Here is a 19,992-nt window from a genome sequence, read left to right as displayed (position 1 = left end):
CGTTCCCGTCGCACTATTTTAGGCAAACCGAAGGAATCACCAGGCTGGGGGCCCGATACGTACGTAATGACCGTCAGTGAATCCGACCACCTCGACGTCGAGCGGATCCGCGAGGACTTCCCCATCCTCGATCGCGAGTTCGATGGCACGCCGCTGGTCTATCTCGACAACGGAGCCACCTCTCAGAAGCCCGACCAGGTCATCGACGCCATCTCCGAGTACTACCGCACCTACAACGCAAACGTCCACCGCGGGCTGCACCACCTCAGCCAGGAAGCTTCGATCGCCTACGAGGAGGCCCACGACACCGTCGCCGACTTCATCGGCGCCGAGGGCCGCGAGGAGATCGTCTTCACCAAGAACACGACCGAAAGCGAGAACCTCGTCGCCTACGCCTGGGGGCTGCGCGAACTCGGCCCTGGCGACGAAGTCGTCCTCACGGAGATGGAACATCACGCCTCCCTGGTGACGTGGCAGCAGATCTGCGAGCGGACCGGCGCGGAGGACAAGTACATCCGAATCGACGACGAGGGCCGGCTCGACATGGATCACGCCCGCGAGCTGATCACCGACGATACCCAGATGGTCAGTGCCGTCCACGTCTCGAACACCCTCGGAACCATCAACCCCGTCTCCGAGCTCGCCGACATCGCGCACGACCACGACGCCTACATCTTCGTCGACGGCGCCCAGTCGGTCCCGACCCGGCCGGTCGATGTCCAGGCCATCGACGCGGACTTTCTGGCCTTTTCGGGCCACAAGATGTGTGGCCCCACCGGCAGCGGTGTCCTCTACGGAAAACGGCACCTGCTCGAAGAGATGGAGCCGTTCCTCTACGGCGGGGACATGATCGAGAAGGTCACCTTCGAGGAGTCACGCTGGAACGAGTTGCCGTGGAAGTTCGAAGCCGGGACTCCCAACATCGCCCAGGGGATCGGGCTGGCGGAGGCCTGTGACTATCTGGACGACATCGGGATGGAGTCGATCGCCCGCCACGAGAACGAGCTGGCCCAGTACGCCCTCGAACGCTTCGCGGAGTTCGACGACGTCGAGACCTTCGGCCCGCCCGTCGGCGAGAAACGCGGCGGCCTCGTCTCGTTCAACATCGATTCCGTTCACGCACACGACCTCTCGTCGATCATCAACGACTACGCCGTGGCCATCCGGGCCGGCGACCACTGTACCCAGCCGCTGCACGACAAACTCGGCGTGGCTGCGACCGCGCGAGCGTCGTTCTACATCTACAACACGCGTGAGGAGATCGACGTCCTGATCGACGCGATCGACGACGCGCGTCAGATCTTCGGGTAGTATACGCGGCCAGAGGCCGCGTTTCTCCGGTCTCGAGCGTCGTGAGAGACCGGCTTTTTGATCCAGCTTTTTCGAGGCGTGGTGGCCGCAGGCCACCCAACGAGAAAAAGGTGGGAGAGCACCGCCATCGAGGACGGTATTCCGGGTGGATCGCCTTCGGCGTGGCCCGAAACCCGTTCAAACGAGCGTGTATCCGCCGTCGACGACCAGTGTCGTGCCGGTGACGAACGCCGCCAGATCGGAGCTGAGGTACGCGACTGCTCCGGCCAGCTCACGCGGCGTCCCCTGACGACCGACCGGAGTCATGCCGACTGCTGCTTCGATCTCCTCCTCGGAGGAGACCTCCTGGGCGGCTCCCGTATCGATCATGCCCGGGATAACTGCGTTCATCGTGATCCCGTCCGGCCCGAGCGCGATCGCCGCGCTGCGGGTGAAACCGACGACGCCGCCCTTACTTGCCGCGTAGTGAGCCAGTGTCCCCGCCCAGCCGATGTGTCCGCCAGAAGCCGACGAGATGTTGACGATGCGGCCGTATTCCTGTTCCTGCATTACAGGTAACACCGCCTCGGTACAGTTGAACACCCCGTTGAGGTTGACGTCGATGACACGGTCCCAGTCTTCCCGAGTCATCTCATCGAGTTCCTGAGCGGGGAATACCCCAGCGTTGTTGACCAGAATGTCGACTGCCCCCCACTCCTCGACGACTTCGTCGACAACTGCCTCGACCTGTTCGGGATCGGTCACGTCCATCTCCCGCGCGATCGCACTCCCACCGGCGGACTCGATGCTCTCGGCGACTGCTTCGCGCCCGTCGACCACGTCTGTCACTGCTACTTTGGCCCCGTTTTCGGCCAGTAGTTTCGCGACTGCTTCCCCGATCCCGTGTCCAGCGCCCGTCACGATCGCGACTTCGTTCTCTAGATCTATCATGCCTTTTACGATACGGCTATATCGAAGATAATACACCATTATCTTTCTCAATACATGGGAATGCAGAGCGACCATCCTCGTCTCTGAACTCGCGGAGCAGGCCTGGGAACCTGCGAGGAGATCGACGCCATCGACGACGCCAGAGAGAGTCTCGGATAGTGGGACTGCGAACGTCGACGTTTTCGGAAGGAATGTACTCGGTCAGGGATTTGAACACGCCGAGACGGTCGCCCTCACGCTGTTCGGGCGCTGCGACTCGCGTGGTTCAAATCCCGCTCCCTGCGCTTCTGCTCGTCACGTTGTTCCTCGCAGAATGCTCGGTCGGGGATTTGAACCCCGGTCACAGGCTCGAAAGGCCCGTATGATTGGCCGGACTACACTAACCGAGCGTCCGCGTCCGGCAATCGGGACGATGGGTTGCGGGCTTATAAATCACACCAATCGGAGTCGGCGAGTGGTGTGATAGGGTGCGACACTATCTGGTTTCAGACTCAGCGAAGGAAGCCTCGATAGCACCGTGCTCGACCTTCCCGTGACAGCGACGACAGAGTAACACGAGATTATCGAGATCGTGGGCGTCTTGCAAGTCCCGCTCGGGATCGTCACGGAAGACACGAACGGGGATGATGTGATGAACTTCCAGTCGACGGTCGCGTCCATCGTGACCACACTGCTGGCAGACCTCGTCTCGGTTCTGGACCCGAGTTCTCGCTGTCGCCCATCCCGGGCCGTATCGGCGACTATATCCGCCTTTCCAGTTCGGATTCGACGCACCCGCTGTCGACTCACTCATTCGCTGACGCGTCTGTTCCGATCGCTCGATCCCGGTCAGCGACTCCGAAATCTTCTGCCGGACCGCTTCTGGGATCGGGTTTCCCACGTGTGATTCGGACATCCGCTCGCACGCTTCGGCGGAGAACGTCCGTCCTTCGAGCGAGTCGGAGATCTTCGATGTGACCTCTGGCGATCGGTTCGTGCCGTGTAGTGGGTGATCTTCCCCCTCCAGATCACGACGCTCGATTCCATGCCGCTTCATATGGCGTCGAATCGTCCGAACCGAAACGTCGCACTTCTCCGCGATCTCTTTCTGTGTAAGTCTCTTCTCCCAATACTGTTCTCGTAGCCAGTCCGGGTCACTGTACGTCAATATGCTCTTAATTCTATATTTTATGCCACTGCGATAAATGCCATTCGAATCTCGCAACATCCATATCCGCGAAGCGAGATGAGTGGATATGAACCCGCTCGGCCGACTGTTCGGTGCCGCGAGAGGCGAGCCCCGCGTGGCGCTGTTCGTCGACGGGCCGAACGTCCTCCGCGAGGAGTTCGACGTCGATCTGGACGACGTACGGGCAACCGCGACCGAGTACGGCCGGCTGGTCGTGACGCGACTGTATCTCGACGAGCACGCGACGCCCGGACTGATCCAGGCCGGGGAGGCACACGGCTACGAGGTCGTCACGACCAGCGGCGACGTCGACGTGAAGCTGGCTGTCGACGCGACCGCGATCGCGACGACCGACCGGGCGGACGTCCTCGCGATCGCTTCGCGGGACACGGACTTCAAGCCCGTCCTCGAAATCGCCGGCAGAGAAGGCCTGCGGACGGTGGCGATCGCGCCCGGCTCCTACGGTCGCTCTGACGCGCTCCGGAAGGCCGCAACCGAGGCCGTCACGCTGGACGAAGACTAGCGGTCGCGGCGCGGATCGGGCTTGGGGTTCGTTCTGGTCTCGCGCTCGTGGACGTCCGGGATCGACTCCTCGCGGTTCGAGTCGATGAACACCGGACCGACGTGGTAGGTCACGGATGGGGCGAACGACGCCCCGTCGAAACTCGACCAGAGACCGGTGAGGACGTCGATCGGCTCGGACTCGACGGCGATCTGTGGGAGAGCGTCCTCCCCAATTTCGCCGGGCAGATCCGCGGCGTCGATGCGAGCGTTGTCGTGAAAGACCTGCATGGCCAGCCCGAGCAGTCGGTGCTGGGTCGCGCTGCGAACACTGTCCTCGCTGTCTTCGCTTCCGGGATACGCGGTCACCAGATACTGCAGATCGATCGCCAGCGGCGGATCACGATAGTTCGTCCCTTCGGCTCGCGTCCGATCGGCGTTTTTCATCGTCGGGTTCTCGGTGACGTTGTAGAGGTATATTCCCAGTCGGACGTCGCTCTCCTCGCCGACTTCGTCCGGGGAAATCAGCGCGACGGAGTCCGGGTCGACGGTGCCGACGTCCTCGCGCTCACGAATTCGATCGCTGAGCAGGCCCACGAGCGCCTCGCTCACGTCCGCGATGATGCCGTAGCCAGCCACGGCCCACCCCCTCGCTGTGTGTGCTGTTCGATCGACTGCTGTCGATGCCACCCCATGTTCGTCCACAAGACGATCACCCCTCTTAATCCCACAGCATTTCTCACAGCGAACGGGTCGAACGAACTCCCATCCATCTTAAATAGTATACACTACCGATAGGAATTTAAAGGTCGGTTTCGAGGTGAAAATCATGGTTCGTGGGGTTGGGCCCTCTAGCAGGGGGTCGAGTCGTACGGCTGGCAGTAGCCAGTCGTCCGTCCGCAGGTGTGGGGTGAGAAGACCGTGAAAGGGATGTTCAAGAACAAAGTCAAAACGAAGGTCCTGTTCACACTCTCGAAGTATCTGCGGATACTGTTCGCGGCGGCGTTCGTCGCGGGCGTGCTGGCGTTCGCGTTGGTGCTCGTGGATGCAGACGGGTACGTGCCGTCGGTGACGGTTCCGTTAGTCGGGACTGTCGGTCCGACGGTCTTGCTCTTCGGGGGAGTGTTCGCGACGGTGTTGCTCGCGGGCGGGCTCTACGTCCTCTCGCAGAAACACGGCGAGGAGGCGACCGCGAAGTGGCTCTCGCTGCCGATCTGGGCACGGATGGTCGTGGTCGCGTTCTTCGCGGCCTCGTTGGCGACCGAGAGCGTGCTCGTGACCGAGATCCTCTGGGAGCCGCTGTCGCTGGCGTATCCGGTGACGATATTCCTGCTCTCGTTCCCGTTCGTGGCGTTTCTGACGTTACGGTACGTCCGCCACGAGGCCGAGAGCGAGTGGGTCCAGGCGCTGGTCGTCGGCGGGGCTCTCGCGGGACTGACTGCCGGGGGCGTCGTCGCCTACGACACCTACTACGCGGCCGTTCCCGACTACTACGCCACGGTCGCGTTCCTGGCGAGCTGGCCAATCCTCGCGCTCGCGCTGGTCCGGACCTTCCGCAAGCAGCGCGAGGATTCCGACCCGTTCGTCGCGACGGTGTTGATCAAGAGCGGCTACGCCCAGCTTGAACGCCTCGAATCGCGCACCGTCGCCGTCGTGGTTGGATTCGTCGTCGCGCTGGCGGTTGGTGTCGGCTGCTGGCAGTGGGGGATCGATCTGGCCTATGCCGCTGCGGTCGCGCTCGTCCTGTGGCCGGTGGTCGCGCTCGCAGTCTTCGGCCACCTCGAAAAGAAACGAACGACGCTCGAACGGAGCGATCTGGTCGTAGTCACCGTCTCTGACCGCGAGGGGAGCGACGCGCGCGAACTCACCATTCGCAATGACGGCGACGACCCCATCTCGCTGGCGAGAGCCAAGATCCGGGATACGGAGTACGACCGCTATCGGCTCGGCGTCGAGGTCACGATCGGCGTCGGAGAGCGCTGTACGTTCGACATCCCGCCGTCGTTCTCGCTCGAACCGAACGATGTCGGGTACACACTCCCGCTGGGGTATACGCTCAAGCAGGGTGCGATCGCACCGGTCATCTACACACGAGACGGCGACGCCTTTGCCCTCTACAAGGAGGACGTCGACGCCGAAGCGATGACTAGCCAGGGGTTCGACTGGTATCGAGCGGAGTCGGGCTCTGCCACTGGTGGCGAGCCGGCCGGCGGTGAACCTGCCAGCCAGGACTGACGGTAGTGGACACTACTCGAATGATTGTCGTGACAGCAGTCGATAATTCCTATACGAACTGTCGAAAACGCTGTGCATACACAGGTCTGATGTCTTCATCGGTTCTCTCGCCGAATCGACACCTCATTTTATTACTTCTGAATGAGAATCTACTTATTGATATGGCGACAGATCAGGGTCCACTGTACGGGTTCTACGAGAGTCGGATCGGCCAGCCAGACACGGACGACGAGGTACGGGGGTACTGGGTGTTCCTGCTCGGATTGCTGTTCGGCGCGATCGGGGTGATCCTCTTTCTGCCGAGTGAGTCGGCTTTTGGAGCCGACGAGTTCACGCTTCGAGAGGGCAGTATCATCTTCATGGCAGTTGGGCTGGCGATGCTCGTGGCGGGACCGATCATCCGACTCCCGCTGAAAGCGTGGGCCAACTACGCGGCCTATCTGGGCGAGGCGATCTGTTTCGCTGCGGTGATCTGGTTCACGTTCGTCTTCCCTGCGGAGTGGTCGACGCTGACCGGTAATCAGCCAGTGATCTTCCTGTACGCTGCCGGGCTGGCGATCATCCTGCTCGGTGGTGTCGCCGGTTCGCTCGTCGGTGGCGCGACCAAGGAAGCGTTGACGGCCAGCGAGGGCCGTACCGCGGCCCTCGAAGACGAACTCGAAGAGACACAGCGCGAACTAGACGCGGCAACGCGTGAACTCGAAGAGGAGCGTGAGGAGAGCGCTGCGGGCGAGGCCGCCCAGTCGGCACTCCAGACGGAAGTCGACGAACTCCAGGCGTTGAACGATTCGCTACACACGAGCCAGGCGCAGTTCGAACTGTACGAGGACCGCGGCGGGCAGTGGCGCTGGCGGCTGCGCCACCGCAACGGCAACGTGATCGCCGACAGCGGCGAGGGCTACACCCGCAAGCACAACGCCAAGAAGGGGATGGCCAGCGTCCGGCGCAACGCCCTCGGTGCGACGCTTCTGGAGATCGTCCCCGAGCCTGACGAGGAAGTCGAAGAGGCACTGGAGGAGACGCCGATCATCCCCGACGTGGCTGACGAGAGCAAGGCCGCCTTCGAGGTCTACGAGGACGACGGGGGCAAACACCGCTGGCGGCTCGTCCACGACAACGGGAACATCATCGCCGACAGCGGCGAGGGCTATTCGAGCAAGCAGAAGACCACTCAGGGGATCGAGAGTGTCAAAAACAACGCCGGCCCGGCGAGTTACCTGCGGTTCGACCCGGCGTCGTTCGAGATCTACCGCGACAGCGCCGGCGAGTGGCGCTGGCGGTTCGTCCACAAAAACGGCAACATCCTCGCGGCGGCCAGCGAGGGGTACACCCGACGCCGGGACGCCAAACGTTCGGTCGACTCGATCCGCGAAGACGTCGCCGACGCCGATTTCGAGGTCTACGAGGACAACCGTGGTGACCACCGCTGGCGGCTAAAAGCGGCCAACAACGAGATCGTCGCCACCAGCGGTGAGGGCTACAGTTCCAAGTCCAGCGCCGAAGAAGCGGTCGAGCGCATCAAACGACTCGCGCCCGACGCGGACGCGCTCGACGTCGGCCTCGCGGCGTTCGAGGTGTACGAGGACCAGTCCGAGGAGTGGCGCTGGCGGCTGCGCCACCGCAACGGCAACGTGATCGCCGACAGCGGCGAGGGCTACACTGAGCGAAACAAGGCACACGACGCCATCGAGAGCGTCAAGCGCAACGCCCCCGGCGCGGAGACCGAGAGATAGGCCAAAACCTGGCGTTCGAACCCGCTACGTGGACGATTTTTCGAGAAACCGCCGTTTCGCGATCTTTTTAGTGGTCGGGAGGGTTACGGGTAGGTATGGATCTCTCGGTCGTCGTCCCGACGCTCAACGGCCGGGACCAACTCGCCCGGACACTCGACTCGTTGTCGCGGGCGGCTCCCGAGGCAGAGGTCGTCGTGGTCAACGGTCCCTCTGCCGACGGGACGACCGGGATGGTGCGCGATCGTGACGACGTCGATGTCCTCGTCGAGATCGCCGATCGGACGGTCTCGGTCGCCCGCAACGCCGGGATCGAGCGGGCCAGCGGCGACGCGGTTGCGCTTCTCGATCACGGACTGGCTGTCAGAGACGGCTGGGAGGACGCCGTTAGGGAACGACTGGCCGAGGCCGACGTCGTCACGGGGCCGACGCGCCGATCGCTGCGGGCCGGCGCGACGACCGACACCGTCGAGTCCCGGACGATCGCCGGCCGCGACGTGACCTTCTTCAACAGCGGCAACGTCGCCTTTCGACGGGCCGTTCTGGACGCCTTCGATGGCTTCGACGAGTACCTCGATATCGGGAGCGCTCGTGACCTGGCCCACCGTGTCGCCAGCGGTGACTACACCGTCGCCTGGGACGGCGAGATGGCCGTCGAACAGGCCTACGGCTCCGACGGCGGCGAACCCGAGCGCGACTGGGGCTGGAAGTATCGCTCGCTGGCCTATCGCCTGAGCAAAAACTACGGCGTTCGACCGACTGTCGTCGGGCGGCTGGCCGCACACGCCGCCAGCGACGCCGTGAGTGCGCTTGGCGACGTTCTCCGGCGTAACACCGACCCCTCCGAGTGGTTCGGGACCGGCCGCAGTGTCGTCAGCGGGACGGCAGTCGGTCTCAAAGACGGAGTGAAAGCCCGGACGAGTGACCGGAGCGTAGCACGCAATCCCAACGGTGCGGCCGAACGGACCGACCGCGCGATCACCGTCTACGACTGGCGTGACGCCGGTCAGTCCACGCCGTGATCGGTTAGACCGACCACGGGCGTTTATTTCTAGAACGACCGCGGTGCGAGTTCCTCGAGCACACGGGCGGCGTTGTTCGAGAACACTTTTCGCATGGCGTCTTCGGGCACGTCGAGCGTCAGGATCTCCATGATCGCGACGTTAGGGTGGGCGCTCGGCGCGCCGCTCCCGAAGAGAATTCGATCGGGGTGTTCCATGAGTGCGCGTTCCAGTGGCTCGCGAAACCGAACGTAACTGGTGTCGAGATAGCAGGTGTCGAACTCCTCCAGGAGGTCGATTGCGGCGGTCATGAGGTCCTGCTGGAGCGGGTAGCCACCGAAACTCGCCAGGATCGTCTGGATCCCGTAGGGGAGGATGGTTCGTGCGAGCGCGGCCGGTGGAAACTGGCGGCCGGCGTGGACGAGCACGGGTAGCTCGACGTCGGCCAGCGCCGACAGGACCTCGTCGTCCGGGAGGCCGTCGTGTGTGGGATGGAGGACGAACCCCTCGAAGCGGTCGTCGTAGGCGTACTGCTCGACGTCCTCGGGCGAGGTGTGGTGCTCGCTCCGGGAGGCAGCGAGGTTTTTCACCTTCGCGCCAGCGCCCTGGCCGGGATCGAGCGCGCCGGTAATCCGGGCTAGCGGGACGAGCGGCCGGCCGACGCTCATCCGGGCGACGGCGTTGTTGGCCTTGAGATAGTTCTCCTCCCGTCCGGGCGGGTAGACGACCGAGCGGACGATTCCGGCCTGGTGCATCTCCCGTTCGAGGCGCTCGGGATCGCCGGTCCCCTCTCGTGGCCGGCGGTCGGCGTCGGGTTCGAGGCGTGCGTTGACGTCGACGACCCGGAACCCGTGCTCCAGTTCGAGCATTCACGCTGGTATGTGCGGCAAACCGTAATAAAGCGTTGGGCGCGTTTGTGCCCACTCTGTCCGGCGGCCCGGCTGCCATGGATCCAGTACTTTTATATAGAACCGCTAACGATGATTCAGGTGAGGATCACAAATATGTCTCAGAGTGGCCAGCGACGCATGGGCGGACAGCCCCTTTTCATTCTCAACGAAGACGCCGATCGGACGAAAGGCAAGGACGCACAGAGTTCGAACATCTCGGCCGGAAAGGCCGTCAGCGAGTCCGTACGGACCACACTGGGCCCGCGCGGGATGGACAAGATGCTCGTCTCGGACGACGGTGACGTCGTCATCACCAACGACGGGGCGACAATCCTCCAGGAGATGGATATCGAGCACCCCGCGGCCCAGATGATCGTCGAGGTCGCCGAGACTCAGGAGGAGGACGTCGGCGACGGGACGACCACCGCGTCCGTGCTTGCGGGCCAGCTGCTGGCCCAGGCCGAGGATCTGCTGGACGACGACGTTCACCCGACGACGATCGTCGAGGGCTACCACGAGGCGGCCCAGCTCGCCCAGGAGGCCATCGAGAACGAGGTGCTGGCCGACGAGCTGGACGACGAGCAGCTGCTCAAGGTGGCCAAGACCAGCATGACCGGCAAGGGGACCGGCGACATCGCCGGTGACGTGCTGGCCCAGGCGGTCGTCGAGGCCGTCCGGCAGGTCGAGAGTGACGACGGCGTCGATCGCGACGCCATCGCACTGCAGACCCAGATCGGTGCGTCCTCTTCGGCGACCGAACTTGTCGAGGGCGTCATCGTCGACGAGGAGCCGGCCCACGAGAACATGCCGCGTTCGGTCGACGACGGTGCCGTGGCCGCGATCGACGGCGCGATCGAGCTTCGCGAGAGCAGCATCGACGCCGAGTACAACGTCACCAACGTCGACCAGCTCAACGCCGCGCTCGACGCCGAAGAAGAGGAACTGGCGGGCTACGCCGAAGCGCTCTCCGAGCTGGGCGTCGAGATCGTCTTCACGAGCGACGACATCGACGACCGCGTCGTCGCCCACCTCGCGAAGGCGGGTATCCTCGCGTTCGAGGATGTCTCCGACGACGATCTCTCTGCCGTGATCTCCGCCTCCGGCGCGAGCCGCGTCAGCGGCGTCAACGACCTCGATTCGGACGATCTCGGGAGTGCGAGCGTCCACGTCGAGAAGTACGGCGACGAGGAACTCGCGTTCGTCGAAGGGTCGGAAGCCGAGACCGTCACGGTCTTCGCTCGCGGCTCGACCGAGCACGTCGTCGACGAGGTCGAGCGCGCCCTGAAGGACGCGCTGGACGTCGTGACCGCTGCCCTGGACAAGGGCGGCGTCGTCCCCGGCGCGGGCGCGACCGAGATCGCCATCTCCGCGTACGTTCGCGAACAGTCGGCGTCGATCGAGGGTCGCAAGCAGCTTGCCGTCGACGCCTTCGCCGACGCCGTCGACGTCCTTCCGCGCACGCTCGCGGAGAACACGGGCATGGACCCAATCGACGCGCTGGTCGATCTGCGTGCCGAACACGAGGGCGGCAACCTCGCCGGCCTCATCTCCGAGGGCCAGACCGGCGTCGTCGCCGACCCCCTCGAATACGGCGTCCTCGACCCCGCCGCTGTCAAGCGCGAGGCCGTCGACAGCGCGACCGAGGCCGCGACGATGATCGTCCGTATCGACGACGTTATCAGCTCTTCGTAAGAGCTGATTGCACGTCGGGCGGCTTGCCGTCCGACGACGTCATCTCGTCGAGTTAACCCGACCTGTCTTTTTTCGTGTGTGACGCTGTTCGGTAGTCGCTACTGACTTTCTCGACTGGCTTAGCTACCTGCAGTCGATTACACAGCAGAGACTCACAACGTCTCGAAAGCCCTCACCACGGTCGCGGTCGCTACGCGGCATATCCTCGGTCGTTTCACTCCCTCCACGGGTCGCTTCGCTCCCCGTTCGCGTTATCGAGACGTTCCCTTCGGTCACGTCTCGCTTTCGTCGCGAGCGTGCTTCGCCCTTTCAGTCCGCCGGAAGACTCGCTCCGCTCGTCTTCCGAGCCCTCGTTCGCTTCGTCGCCGGCGCTCTGCGCCGGCTGCCAGCGGGACCGAAGGTCCCGCCCTGCTCACGAGGACGCCAGGACAGCACCGCAACCACATTGTTGTGACCCCACACTCGCGGGCCGTCTCTCCCCGCTCGTTCATTCGGAGACGTTTCCTTCGGTCACGTCTCCCGCACCTCCCCGGTCGCGCGGCGTCCGCCGCGCGACACGCTTCCTGACCGCCCCGCGGTGGCCGGGAGCGAGTTTTATCGAGCGACCCGGGGAAGGGCAGGCCTGCGGCCGCAGTGCGGTGCCTGGAGGATTGAAAGGGCGAGACTCGCTCGGCGGTTCCCGGACGAAGTAAGCACCGCAGCGGATGCGAGGAGCGCAGCGAGTCCCGGAGCCCCGAGCGAGGCGAGGGCTTTCCCTGCTTGGTGGCGTCACTATCACCGTCTCCTAGTCAGCGAGTGGAGGGATTTCCGTGCTTGTTGTTTGCGGTGCAGGCAACGATTCCTAGCCAGCGAGTGGAGGGCTTTCCGTGCTTGGTGCCGTTTCCAGCGGTCGAGCCACAGTATCGAAACCAATCACGAGGTCCAAATCACTTTCACCGCGGTCAAGGAACCCTTAACCTCGTCGCAGTCGAACCGGGAGATGAATGGCGGCATCCGATGGTGCGACGATCGATCGCCCGCTCCTCGAATCCGGCGTCCTCCAGCAGCGACAGTACCAACTCGAACTCGCCGAGACGGCGCTGGGCAACCACACCCTCGTCTGCCTGCCCACGGGCCTGGGCAAGACCACCGTCTCGCTGCTCGTCACGGCCCACCGACTCCACGAGGTGGGCGGCACGGCACTCCTGCTCGCGCCGACCAAACCCCTCGTCTCCCAGCACGCCGACTTCTATCGGGAGGCCCTGACGATCCCCGACGACGAGATCGTCGTCTTCACGGGCGAGGTTCGGCCGGACGACCGCGCCGAGCTGTTCGAGTCCGCGAAGATCGTGATCGCGACGCCACAGGTCGTCGAGAACGACCTCGTGGGGAGTCGGATCTCGATGGCCGACGTGACGCACGTCACCTTCGACGAGTGCCACCGCGCCACAGGGGATTACGCCTACACCTACATCGCCGAGCGCTACCACGAACAGGCCGAGAACCCCCTCGCCACGGGCATGAGCGCTTCCCCCGGCGACGACGAGGAGTCGATCCTCGAAGTCTGTGAGAACCTCGGCCTCCGGGAAGTGGCGGTGATGACCGACGAGGACGCCGACGTCGCCGAGTACACCCATCGTACGGACGTGGACTGGAAGCGCGTCGAGTTACCCGAGACGGTCATCGAGATTCGCGACGCCCTCCACGAAGTGATCCAGGATCGACTCTCCCAGCTCAAGCAGCTCGGGGTGACGAACAAGACCCAGCCGGACATGTCCGAGCGGGAGATCCACGAGATCCAGGGCAAGCTCCGGGAGCTGATGAACAACGACCAGAGCGAGGGCTACCAGGGGATGAGCCTGCTGGCGGAAGTACGGAAACTCCGGACGGCGGTCACCTACGCCGAGACACAGAGCGTCGAGTCCCTCCGTCGCTATTTCGAGCGCCAGCGCAACGCCGCCCGGGCCTCGGGTTCGTCGAAGGCCAGCCAGCGCCTCGTGAGCGAGCCCAAAGTCCGCGAAGCGATGCGCAAGGCCGAGAACTTCGACGACCTTCACCCGAAGTTCCGCCGCACGCGGATGCTCCTGGCCGAGACCCTGGGCATCGAGGACGGCGACCGCGTCATCGTCTTCACCGAGTCCCGCGACACGGCCGAGACCCTCACCGATTTCCTGAACGATCACTTCGATGCCGAGAAGTTTGTCGGCCAGAGCGACACCGACGGCAGCGACGGGATGACCCAAAAAGAGCAGCAGGAGACCCTCGACCGCTTCCGGGCGGGCGAGTTCGAGGTGCTGGTCTCGACTTCCGTCGCCGAGGAAGGGCTGGACGTCCCCGAGGTTGATCTCGTGCTCTTTTACGAACCCGTTCCGACGGCGATCCGATCCATCCAGCGCAAGGGCCGGACCGGTCGCCAGACCGAGGGGAAAGTCGTCGTCCTGATCGCCGAAGACACCCGTGACGAGGCGTACTTCTGGAAGGCTCGCCAGGACGAGAAACGGATGTACAAGGAACTGAAGGCGCTCAAATCGATGAAAGGCGAGATCGAGGCCGAGCTCTCCCAGGCCAGCGTCGAGGAGTTCCAGACGGGGGCGGACGACCGTGGGGAGTCCGCCGAAGCCGCGAGCGGTGACACCGCGAGCGAAACGCATCAGGCGACCGAGAGCGGAACCAGCGGAGCGTCCGCCTTGACGGCCGCCGAATCCGACGGGGGCGCGGCCACGCCCGAACGCGACACCACAGACGAGGGCGAGGGCCAGACCGGTCTCGATGCGTTCGCCGGTGACGAACCCGACGACGCCGACGCTGACGCCGACGACCCCGAGCCCGAAGACACGGTCGCCACGGCCGGGACCGACGACGATACTGTCGAGATCGTGATCGACCAGCGCGAGTTAGACTCGACCATCGCCAGGGATCTCTCCAAGCGCGACGGAATCGAGACGCGCCTGGAGACGCTGGAGGTGGGCGACTACGTCGTCTCCGATCGCGTGGTCGTCGAGCGCAAGACTGTCAGCGACTTTCTGGATACGCTCACCGGCGGTGACCGCTCTCTGTTCGAGCAGATCAAAGACGACGCCCGCTACTACGACCGACCGGTCGTGATCATCGAGGGCACGGGACTGTACGGCGAGCGTAACGTCCACCCCAACGCGATCCGGGGGGCGCTGGCCTCGCTGGCGGTGGACTTCGGCGCCAGCGTCGTCCGGACCGACGACGAGGCCGACACGACCGAGATGCTCGACGTGCTGGCGACGCGCGAACAGGAGGAGGCCGACCGAACCGTGAGTGCCCACGGCGAGAAAGCAGCCAAGACACTGGCCGAACAGCAGGAGTACGTCGTCGCCTCGATCGCCGACGTCGGCCCCGTGACTGCGCAGTCGCTGCTGGAACACTTCGGTAGCGTCGAGACCGTCCTGACGGCAGAAGAAGACGAACTGCAGGCGACCGACGGCGTCGGCGAAGTGACGGCCGAGCGGATCCGCGAGGTCGTCGCGAGCGCGTACGACCCGTAGTGGTTCGCGACTTGCTCGGCTGTACTGCCGGTCGACACAACTATTCGCCCGGCTGTACTGCCGGTCGACACACTCCTCGTCTGACAGCCGAAATACCTATATACTCGGTCTGACATGCCCCACGTGGGGGTGTGCAGATGTACGAATCGCACCACGGAGTTGGACAGGCCTTAGAGTTTACCTTACCGAACGTGGGGGACGGGTCGGACCGCTACACGGCGGCCGACCTACAGAGCGGGAGTGGAATCGCGCTCGTGCTCCTCTTGCGCAATCACTACTGCCCGCTGTCGCGGCGGAAGGTTCGACGCCTCGGTGAGCGGATCGACCAGTTCGAGTCCGAGCACGTGCCAGTCGTGGCAGTCCTGCCGGACACGGTCGATCGAGCGTCGGTGTGGGGCCGTCGCTACGAGACGCCGTTCGCCCTGCTCGCGGATCCACCGGCCGACGCGGACGCCGGCGACGACGCACCCGATCGTTTCGAGGCGTTCGGTGACGTTCAGGAGTGGGTCCCGCAGACCCCGGCACTCGTCGTCGTCGAGACCTACGGTGACGAACCCACCGTGGGGCAGATCTACAGCGGCGCGACCCGCCAGGACTGCCCCTCGGTCGAGGAGATGCTCGAAATCGCCAGGGAGACGCGCCTGGAAAGCCCAAATAAAAAACCCGCGCCGGCCGTCTGATCCCGATCCGTGGTGCGACCCGCGCACACCCGATCAAAACAGATTCTCGACGTCTGATTCTCGGTGCTGTCGCCGCCTGACGTGTTCGGTCAGTCGCTGAGCGACGATTGCCCGGTGTTCGTCGTCACGAACGAAGTCGAACACCAGTGTCACGAACGGACTCGTCGCCTCCCCAGCAGCCACGTCCGCACGAGCGTACGCGACTGCCTGCTCGATCGTCGCCTCGTCGTACCCCAACTCCTCGGCCAGAATTGTCGCCGCCACGCCAGTCGCAGGAAGGTCGAGTGACTCCAGATCGATCGCGCGCTCGTCATACTCGATCGGGGGTGGTGGAGTTGCGCCGACGCGTTCGGGATCGCGTTCCAGGGCCGCGAGATACCGCAGAATCGGATCGAGCGCGACCTGCTGGTAGACGCCCCCGAGGCCGTCGAGATAGGTCTGGGCGCTCCCGGCGAGGCCACGCGCGCCATCACAGTTGTCGGTCGTCGTGTGATGGACGGCGGCGGTGAACTGGATCAGCCCCTGAAGCAAGTCCCGGTCGTCGCCTGGAGGCATGTCCAGCCAGTGGGCCTCCCAGGCGTCGTGGGCGGCGTGATAGTGCCCGGTGTTGTAGATCGCGATCCCGGCCCGGAGATGGGCGTCCATACGCCGGTGTTGGTGGTCCAGCCGGATGGTGCTTTCGTGCTCGTACAGTTACCACTGTGCGGGGGCCGTCGTCTGTAAAGACGTCCTGACGGAGATATCGACTGTCGACACCTACTCGCTCACGATGTCGCTTCCGACGGTGTAGACTTGTCGGTGTCCTGTGATCCGTATTGGACGAATCCCGAATCAGGATGCACAGTCCCCGACTTCAGGGCGAGTCGACTGTCGCCCGTCCGTCCCGAAGTCTGTTGCCCGGAACGGACGTATCGTAAGCCGACGTTTTTCGCCGCATTGTAATCGGCATTGGCTTCGCTCCCGCAATCTTGGCATTCGAAGAGATCACGCTCAATTCTATTCGCAGAGCTTGTATATCCGCACTCGCTGCATCGTCGTGAGGTGTTCGCTGGCTCGACGAAGACCACTTCTATAGCCTCCGCTCTAGCCTTGTACTCGACGCATCGGACCAGTTGTCGGTGCGCCCATTGATGGAACTTTCGTCTCCCGGGCATGCCTTCACGGATGTATCTCAGATCTTCGAACGCGATGTGTGTACACCCGTATTCGACTGCCTCGTGCACAATCTTGTTCGAGACACGATGGAGATAGTCCCTGTTGAATCGCGCTTGGGCGCTTCCGCGTTTGACGTACGTACGGTGGGCAGACTGTGTTCCAGTCTGTTGGAGTCCACCACTCACTTTCTCGAACTCTCGATGTTCATGTGTCAGTTCTCGACCGGATACGAACTGTGCCGTTGAGGTCACGGCGAGGTTTTCGATACCGAGATCGACCCCGAGTACCGTTCCGCACTCGGTGGTATCGTCGGTAGCCTCCGTTCGAAAACCCAGATGAAGAAAGTAGTCGCCGTCACGCGCGGTCAGTGTTGATTCTGTTAGTTCCCACTCGTCGCTGTAGAGATACTGCTGTTGATATCCGTCGTCATCTGTGGGCAAGACGAGGCGACACTGGATTCGACGATCTGTGGTAGTCAACGACACCGATTCGTCGTCTCTGTCGACCGTCATCGTACGCGAATCGTAGGTTACAGTCGGGCTGGTGAATTTCGGCTTCGAGGGTGAGCGACCGTGCGCTCGCAACTGATGGACACCGCGGAGTGCCTCGGCGGCTTGGTGAATCGCGAGAATTGCATGTTGACTCGCGAGCTCAGTCCCCTCACGGATGTCTTCGTAAACACGTGCCTGTAATCTCGTCTTCCGTCGTTCCCCGATTTCGTGGCCGGCATCGACGGCGATGTTCGCTGCTCGCTGATATTCGGCGATCGTGTGTTCTAGCCGTGCCGCTTGTCGATCGGTGGTCTCCAGGCGCGTGATCGCCGTCCGGTGGTGATAGTCGGCCACTACAATCGGGTGGGCCGAACTCGTATATAAATGTCAGCTCGAGCGAAGCGCACAGGCTACTCTAGCGAAACTGAAACGGTGGAACACGCCTGGACACCGTCTCACGCGACCGTGAGGCACGTCGGACGTGAACGAAGTGAACGTCCGGACAGCGATTTGAACGCTGGTCCCTGGCTCCGCAAGCCAAGAGGATAGTCCACTACCCTACCCGGACTCATCTCTCAGTACTCCGGTGTCGACTAAAGGGGTTACGATTCGACCACCACCACGACACGGCGTGACACCAGCCTCGAAAAACAGGGGTAATTGCCGCTCCGATAGACCTTTTTGCTCTCTCACCGTTGTCGAAACATGGATAGACGGACGTTCCTCGGGGGTTGTGGGGTCGCTGCGACGATCAGCCTCGCGGGATGTGGGAGGACTGGGGAGACTGACGAGAACGGCTCGACGCCGACCGACGACGGGGCGATTGGCACGTCGACGTCGGAGCAGACGATCGAGACCACCTCGGGGACCCAGCCACAGCTTGTCGGCCAGTCGATCGCAACCGAGGAGACGAGCTGCGGGACTCCAGACGGATCGGCGACCGTCGGTTTCGCCTCTGGTGATGGCTCGGTCGCGATCGAGGGCGTGATCGCGGCGAACAATCCGTGTCACACTGCCACGCTGTCGAGCGTCGACTACGACGACACGAGCGACACGCTCACGGTCGTGATCGGCGTCGAGTCGACGAACCAGATGTGCGAGCAGTGTCTCGGCCAGGCCGAGTACCGCGCGAGTCTCGGGTTCATCGGCGGCCTTCCCGGTCGCGTCGTGGTCGAACACGGAGGCACGAACCCGGGGGCCGTCGCCGACGTGATGCGGTAGCGAATCGGCGACCGTATTGTTTAAACGCGATCCAGACGTGAACACGGCATAGATATGGGTGCGATCGAGGACGTCTACGAGGATCTCGACGCCGACGTCTCCGAGGAGGACTTCAGGGAGGCCGTCGAGCAGAAAGTCGAACAGATGGGGGGCCTCGCCGACGAGGAGACGGCGGCGATGCTCATCGCGCACGAACTGAGCGAGAACGAGGTCAATTCGATCGCCGACATCGAGAGCGGCATGGAGGAAGTCAAATTCCTCGCGAAGGTCACGTCGATCGGTGACCTCCGGACCTTCGAACGCGACGGCGAGGACGACGACGGGATGGTCATCAACGTCGAGGCCGCCGACGAGACCGGGTCGGTCCGGCTTGCCTTCTGGGACGAACAGGCCGGCTCGATCGACGAGGGCAGTCTCGAAGTCGGGCAAGTCCTGCGGATCAAGGGTCGCCCGAAAGACGGCTACAACGGCCTGGAAGTCAGCGTCGACAAGGCCGAACCCGACGATGACGCCGAAATCGACGTCGAGATCGGCGGGACGAGTTCGATCGACTCGCTTTCGATGGGCCAATCGGACGTCGACGCCCGCGGGATCGTCCTCGGGACCGAATCGATCCGAACCTTCGACCGTGACGACGGCTCGGAAGGGCGGGTCTCGAACCTCTCGCTGGGCGACGAGACCGGACGAATTCGCGTGACGCTGTGGGACGAGCAGGCCGACCGCGCCGAGGAACTCGACACCGGCACGGCGGTCGAGGTCGTCGACGGCTACGTCCGCGAGCGCGACGGCTCCCTCGAACTGCACGTCGGCGACCGCGGCGCAGTCGAGGAGATCGACGACGAGATCGACTTCAGCCCCGAGACTGACCCGATCGACAGCGTCGAGATCGAGACGACTGTCGACATCGGTGGCGTCGTCCGTTCAGTCGACCCGAAACGGACGTTCGACCGCGACGACGGGAGCGAGGGCCAGGTTCGAAATATCCGCGTGCAGGACGACACCGGCGACATCCGCGTGGCGCTGTGGGGTGAGAAGGCCGACACCGACCTCGGGCCGGGCGACGAGGTGTTCGTCGCCGACGCCGAGATTCAAGACGGCTGGCAGGACGATCTGGAAGCCTCCGCTGGCTGGGGTGCGACGGTCGTCGTGCTCGACGACGGCGCGACAGCCGGATCGAGCAGCGGCGGCGGTGGGGACCAGAGCGCCGGACTGGACGCGTTCGCCGAGGGCGGCGGTGGAGCGAGTAGCGACTCCGCGTCCGAGAGTGGAACCGAGGCGTCTTCGTCCAGCGACGACGCGGTCGCTGAGACCGTCGAAAAAGTCGAGATTACGGGGACGGTCGTCCAGACGGGCGATCCGGTGATCGTCGACGACGGCGAGGAGACCATCAACGTCGAGACAGACGCGAGTGTCCAGCTGGGTCAGCAGGTCACGCTCCGGGGTCACCGCCAGGGTGACCGACTGGAGGCCGACGAGATCCTCTGAGAGTTACC

16 protein-coding genes, 2 tRNA genes and 1 pseudogene are annotated in these 19,992 nt (G+C 63.8%); 10 read left to right on the top strand and 9 right to left on the bottom strand.

Going from position 1 to position 19,992, the window contains the following annotated elements; genetic code table 11:
* Window positions 1-66: 66 nt before the first annotated feature.
* Window positions 67-1,311, top strand: a complete 1,245-nt coding sequence (locus tag DV733_RS04295) for an aminotransferase class V-fold PLP-dependent enzyme (RefSeq protein WP_049993957.1) — start codon at window positions 67-69, stop codon at window positions 1,309-1,311.
* 177 nt (window positions 1,312-1,488) lie between these two features.
* On the opposite strand, the gene DV733_RS04290 is transcribed toward DV733_RS04295, so the two are convergent.
* The 4 genes and pseudogenes from DV733_RS04290 to DV733_RS17850 form a co-directional block, all read right to left on the bottom strand.
* Entirely contained in the window at window positions 1,489-2,241 is a 753-nt protein-coding gene (locus DV733_RS04290) for an SDR family NAD(P)-dependent oxidoreductase (protein ID WP_049993956.1), read from the bottom strand.
* Window positions 2,242-2,555: 314 nt separating this feature from the next.
* Window positions 2,556-2,630, bottom strand: a tRNA-Glu gene (locus DV733_RS04285).
* 86 nt (window positions 2,631-2,716) lie between these two features.
* Window positions 2,717-3,277 carry an HNH endonuclease gene (locus DV733_RS04280; RefSeq protein ID WP_049993955.1) on the bottom strand — a complete coding sequence of 187 codons (561 nt, stop codon included), beginning with the start codon at window positions 3,275-3,277 and terminating at the stop codon, window positions 2,717-2,719.
* Between the two features lie 24 nt (window positions 3,278-3,301).
* Window positions 3,302-3,448: pseudogene (locus DV733_RS17850) on the bottom strand (hypothetical protein); the annotation flags it as partial.
* A 28-nt stretch (window positions 3,449-3,476) separates the two neighbouring features.
* Here DV733_RS17850 and DV733_RS04275 point away from each other — a divergent pair.
* Complete coding sequence (locus DV733_RS04275; RefSeq protein ID WP_049993954.1) at window positions 3,477-3,932, top strand: NYN domain-containing protein; 456 nt, start codon at window positions 3,477-3,479, stop codon at window positions 3,930-3,932.
* On the opposite strand, the gene DV733_RS04270 is transcribed toward DV733_RS04275, so the two are convergent.
* The gene (locus DV733_RS04270) at window positions 3,929-4,549 is read right to left on the bottom strand and encodes a DUF4255 domain-containing protein (protein WP_049993953.1); all 621 of its coding nucleotides are present in this window, start codon (window positions 4,547-4,549) and stop codon (window positions 3,929-3,931) included. The genes DV733_RS04275 and DV733_RS04270 overlap by 4 nt on opposite strands.
* A gap of 291 nt (window positions 4,550-4,840) precedes the next feature.
* Here DV733_RS04270 and DV733_RS04265 point away from each other — a divergent pair, with 291 nt between their 5' ends.
* The 3 genes from DV733_RS04265 (at window position 4,841) to DV733_RS04255 (ending at window position 8,897) form a co-directional block, all read left to right on the top strand.
* A complete protein-coding gene (locus tag DV733_RS04265; RefSeq protein ID WP_136342278.1) occupies window positions 4,841-6,145 on the top strand; it encodes a hypothetical protein in 1,305 nt (434 codons plus the stop codon).
* Between the two features lie 161 nt (window positions 6,146-6,306).
* Window positions 6,307-7,878 (top strand): HVO_2922 family protein, encoded by a 1,572-nt coding sequence (locus tag DV733_RS04260; RefSeq protein WP_049993951.1) that lies wholly within the window; start codon window positions 6,307-6,309, stop codon window positions 7,876-7,878.
* A 95-nt stretch (window positions 7,879-7,973) separates the two neighbouring features.
* A complete protein-coding gene (locus DV733_RS04255; protein WP_049993950.1) occupies window positions 7,974-8,897 on the top strand; it encodes a glycosyltransferase family 2 protein in 924 nt (307 codons plus the stop codon).
* 29 nt (window positions 8,898-8,926) lie between these two features.
* On the opposite strand, the gene DV733_RS04250 is transcribed toward DV733_RS04255, so the two are convergent.
* On the bottom strand, window positions 8,927-9,745 hold the full coding sequence (locus DV733_RS04250) for an amidohydrolase family protein (RefSeq protein ID WP_049993949.1): 819 nt from the start codon (window positions 9,743-9,745) through the stop codon (window positions 8,927-8,929).
* A 159-nt stretch (window positions 9,746-9,904) separates the two neighbouring features.
* Here DV733_RS04250 and thsA point away from each other — a divergent pair, with 159 nt between their 5' ends.
* The 3 genes from thsA (at window position 9,905) to DV733_RS04235 (ending at window position 15,632) form a co-directional block, all read left to right on the top strand.
* Window positions 9,905-11,458, top strand: coding sequence for a thermosome subunit alpha (gene thsA / locus DV733_RS04245; RefSeq protein WP_049993948.1), 1,554 nt, complete (start codon window positions 9,905-9,907; stop codon window positions 11,456-11,458).
* A gap of 983 nt (window positions 11,459-12,441) precedes the next feature.
* Window positions 12,442-14,952: a DEAD/DEAH box helicase gene (locus DV733_RS04240; RefSeq protein WP_049993947.1), complete on the top strand. Its 2,511-nt coding sequence runs from the start codon at window positions 12,442-12,444 to the stop codon at window positions 14,950-14,952.
* Window positions 14,953-15,089: 137 nt separating this feature from the next.
* The gene (locus tag DV733_RS04235) at window positions 15,090-15,632 is read left to right on the top strand and encodes a redoxin domain-containing protein (RefSeq protein ID WP_136342277.1); all 543 of its coding nucleotides are present in this window, start codon (window positions 15,090-15,092) and stop codon (window positions 15,630-15,632) included.
* A gap of 33 nt (window positions 15,633-15,665) precedes the next feature.
* Here the strand turns inward: DV733_RS04235 and DV733_RS04230 are convergent, their stop codons facing one another.
* The 3 genes from DV733_RS04230 to DV733_RS04220 all read right to left on the bottom strand — a co-directional run bounded on the left by DV733_RS04230 (window position 15,666) and on the right by DV733_RS04220 (window position 17,846).
* Window positions 15,666-16,277 carry a DUF309 domain-containing protein gene (locus tag DV733_RS04230; RefSeq protein WP_049993945.1) on the bottom strand — a complete coding sequence of 204 codons (612 nt, stop codon included), beginning with the start codon at window positions 16,275-16,277 and terminating at the stop codon, window positions 15,666-15,668.
* A gap of 119 nt (window positions 16,278-16,396) precedes the next feature.
* Window positions 16,397-17,632 (bottom strand): RNA-guided endonuclease InsQ/TnpB family protein, encoded by a 1,236-nt coding sequence (locus DV733_RS04225; RefSeq protein ID WP_049993944.1) that lies wholly within the window; start codon window positions 17,630-17,632, stop codon window positions 16,397-16,399.
* A gap of 141 nt (window positions 17,633-17,773) precedes the next feature.
* Window positions 17,774-17,846: transfer RNA gene (locus DV733_RS04220), tRNA-Arg, on the bottom strand.
* Between the two features lie 137 nt (window positions 17,847-17,983).
* Between DV733_RS04220 and DV733_RS04215 the strand changes: the two genes are divergently transcribed.
* Window positions 17,984-18,499, top strand: a complete 516-nt coding sequence (locus tag DV733_RS04215) for a hypothetical protein (protein ID WP_049993943.1) — start codon at window positions 17,984-17,986, stop codon at window positions 18,497-18,499.
* A gap of 54 nt (window positions 18,500-18,553) precedes the next feature.
* Window positions 18,554-19,984, top strand: coding sequence for a single-stranded DNA binding protein (locus DV733_RS04210; protein ID WP_049993942.1), 1,431 nt, complete (start codon window positions 18,554-18,556; stop codon window positions 19,982-19,984).
* The last annotated feature ends 8 nt before the right edge of the window (window positions 19,985-19,992 follow it).

Source organism: Halapricum salinum, from assembly GCF_004799665.1.
Classification (GTDB): Archaea; Halobacteriota; Halobacteria; order Halobacteriales; family Haloarculaceae; genus Halapricum; species Halapricum salinum.
Note: the sequence above shows the minus strand (reverse complement) of the source record. Positions and strands in the feature narration are given on the sequence as shown.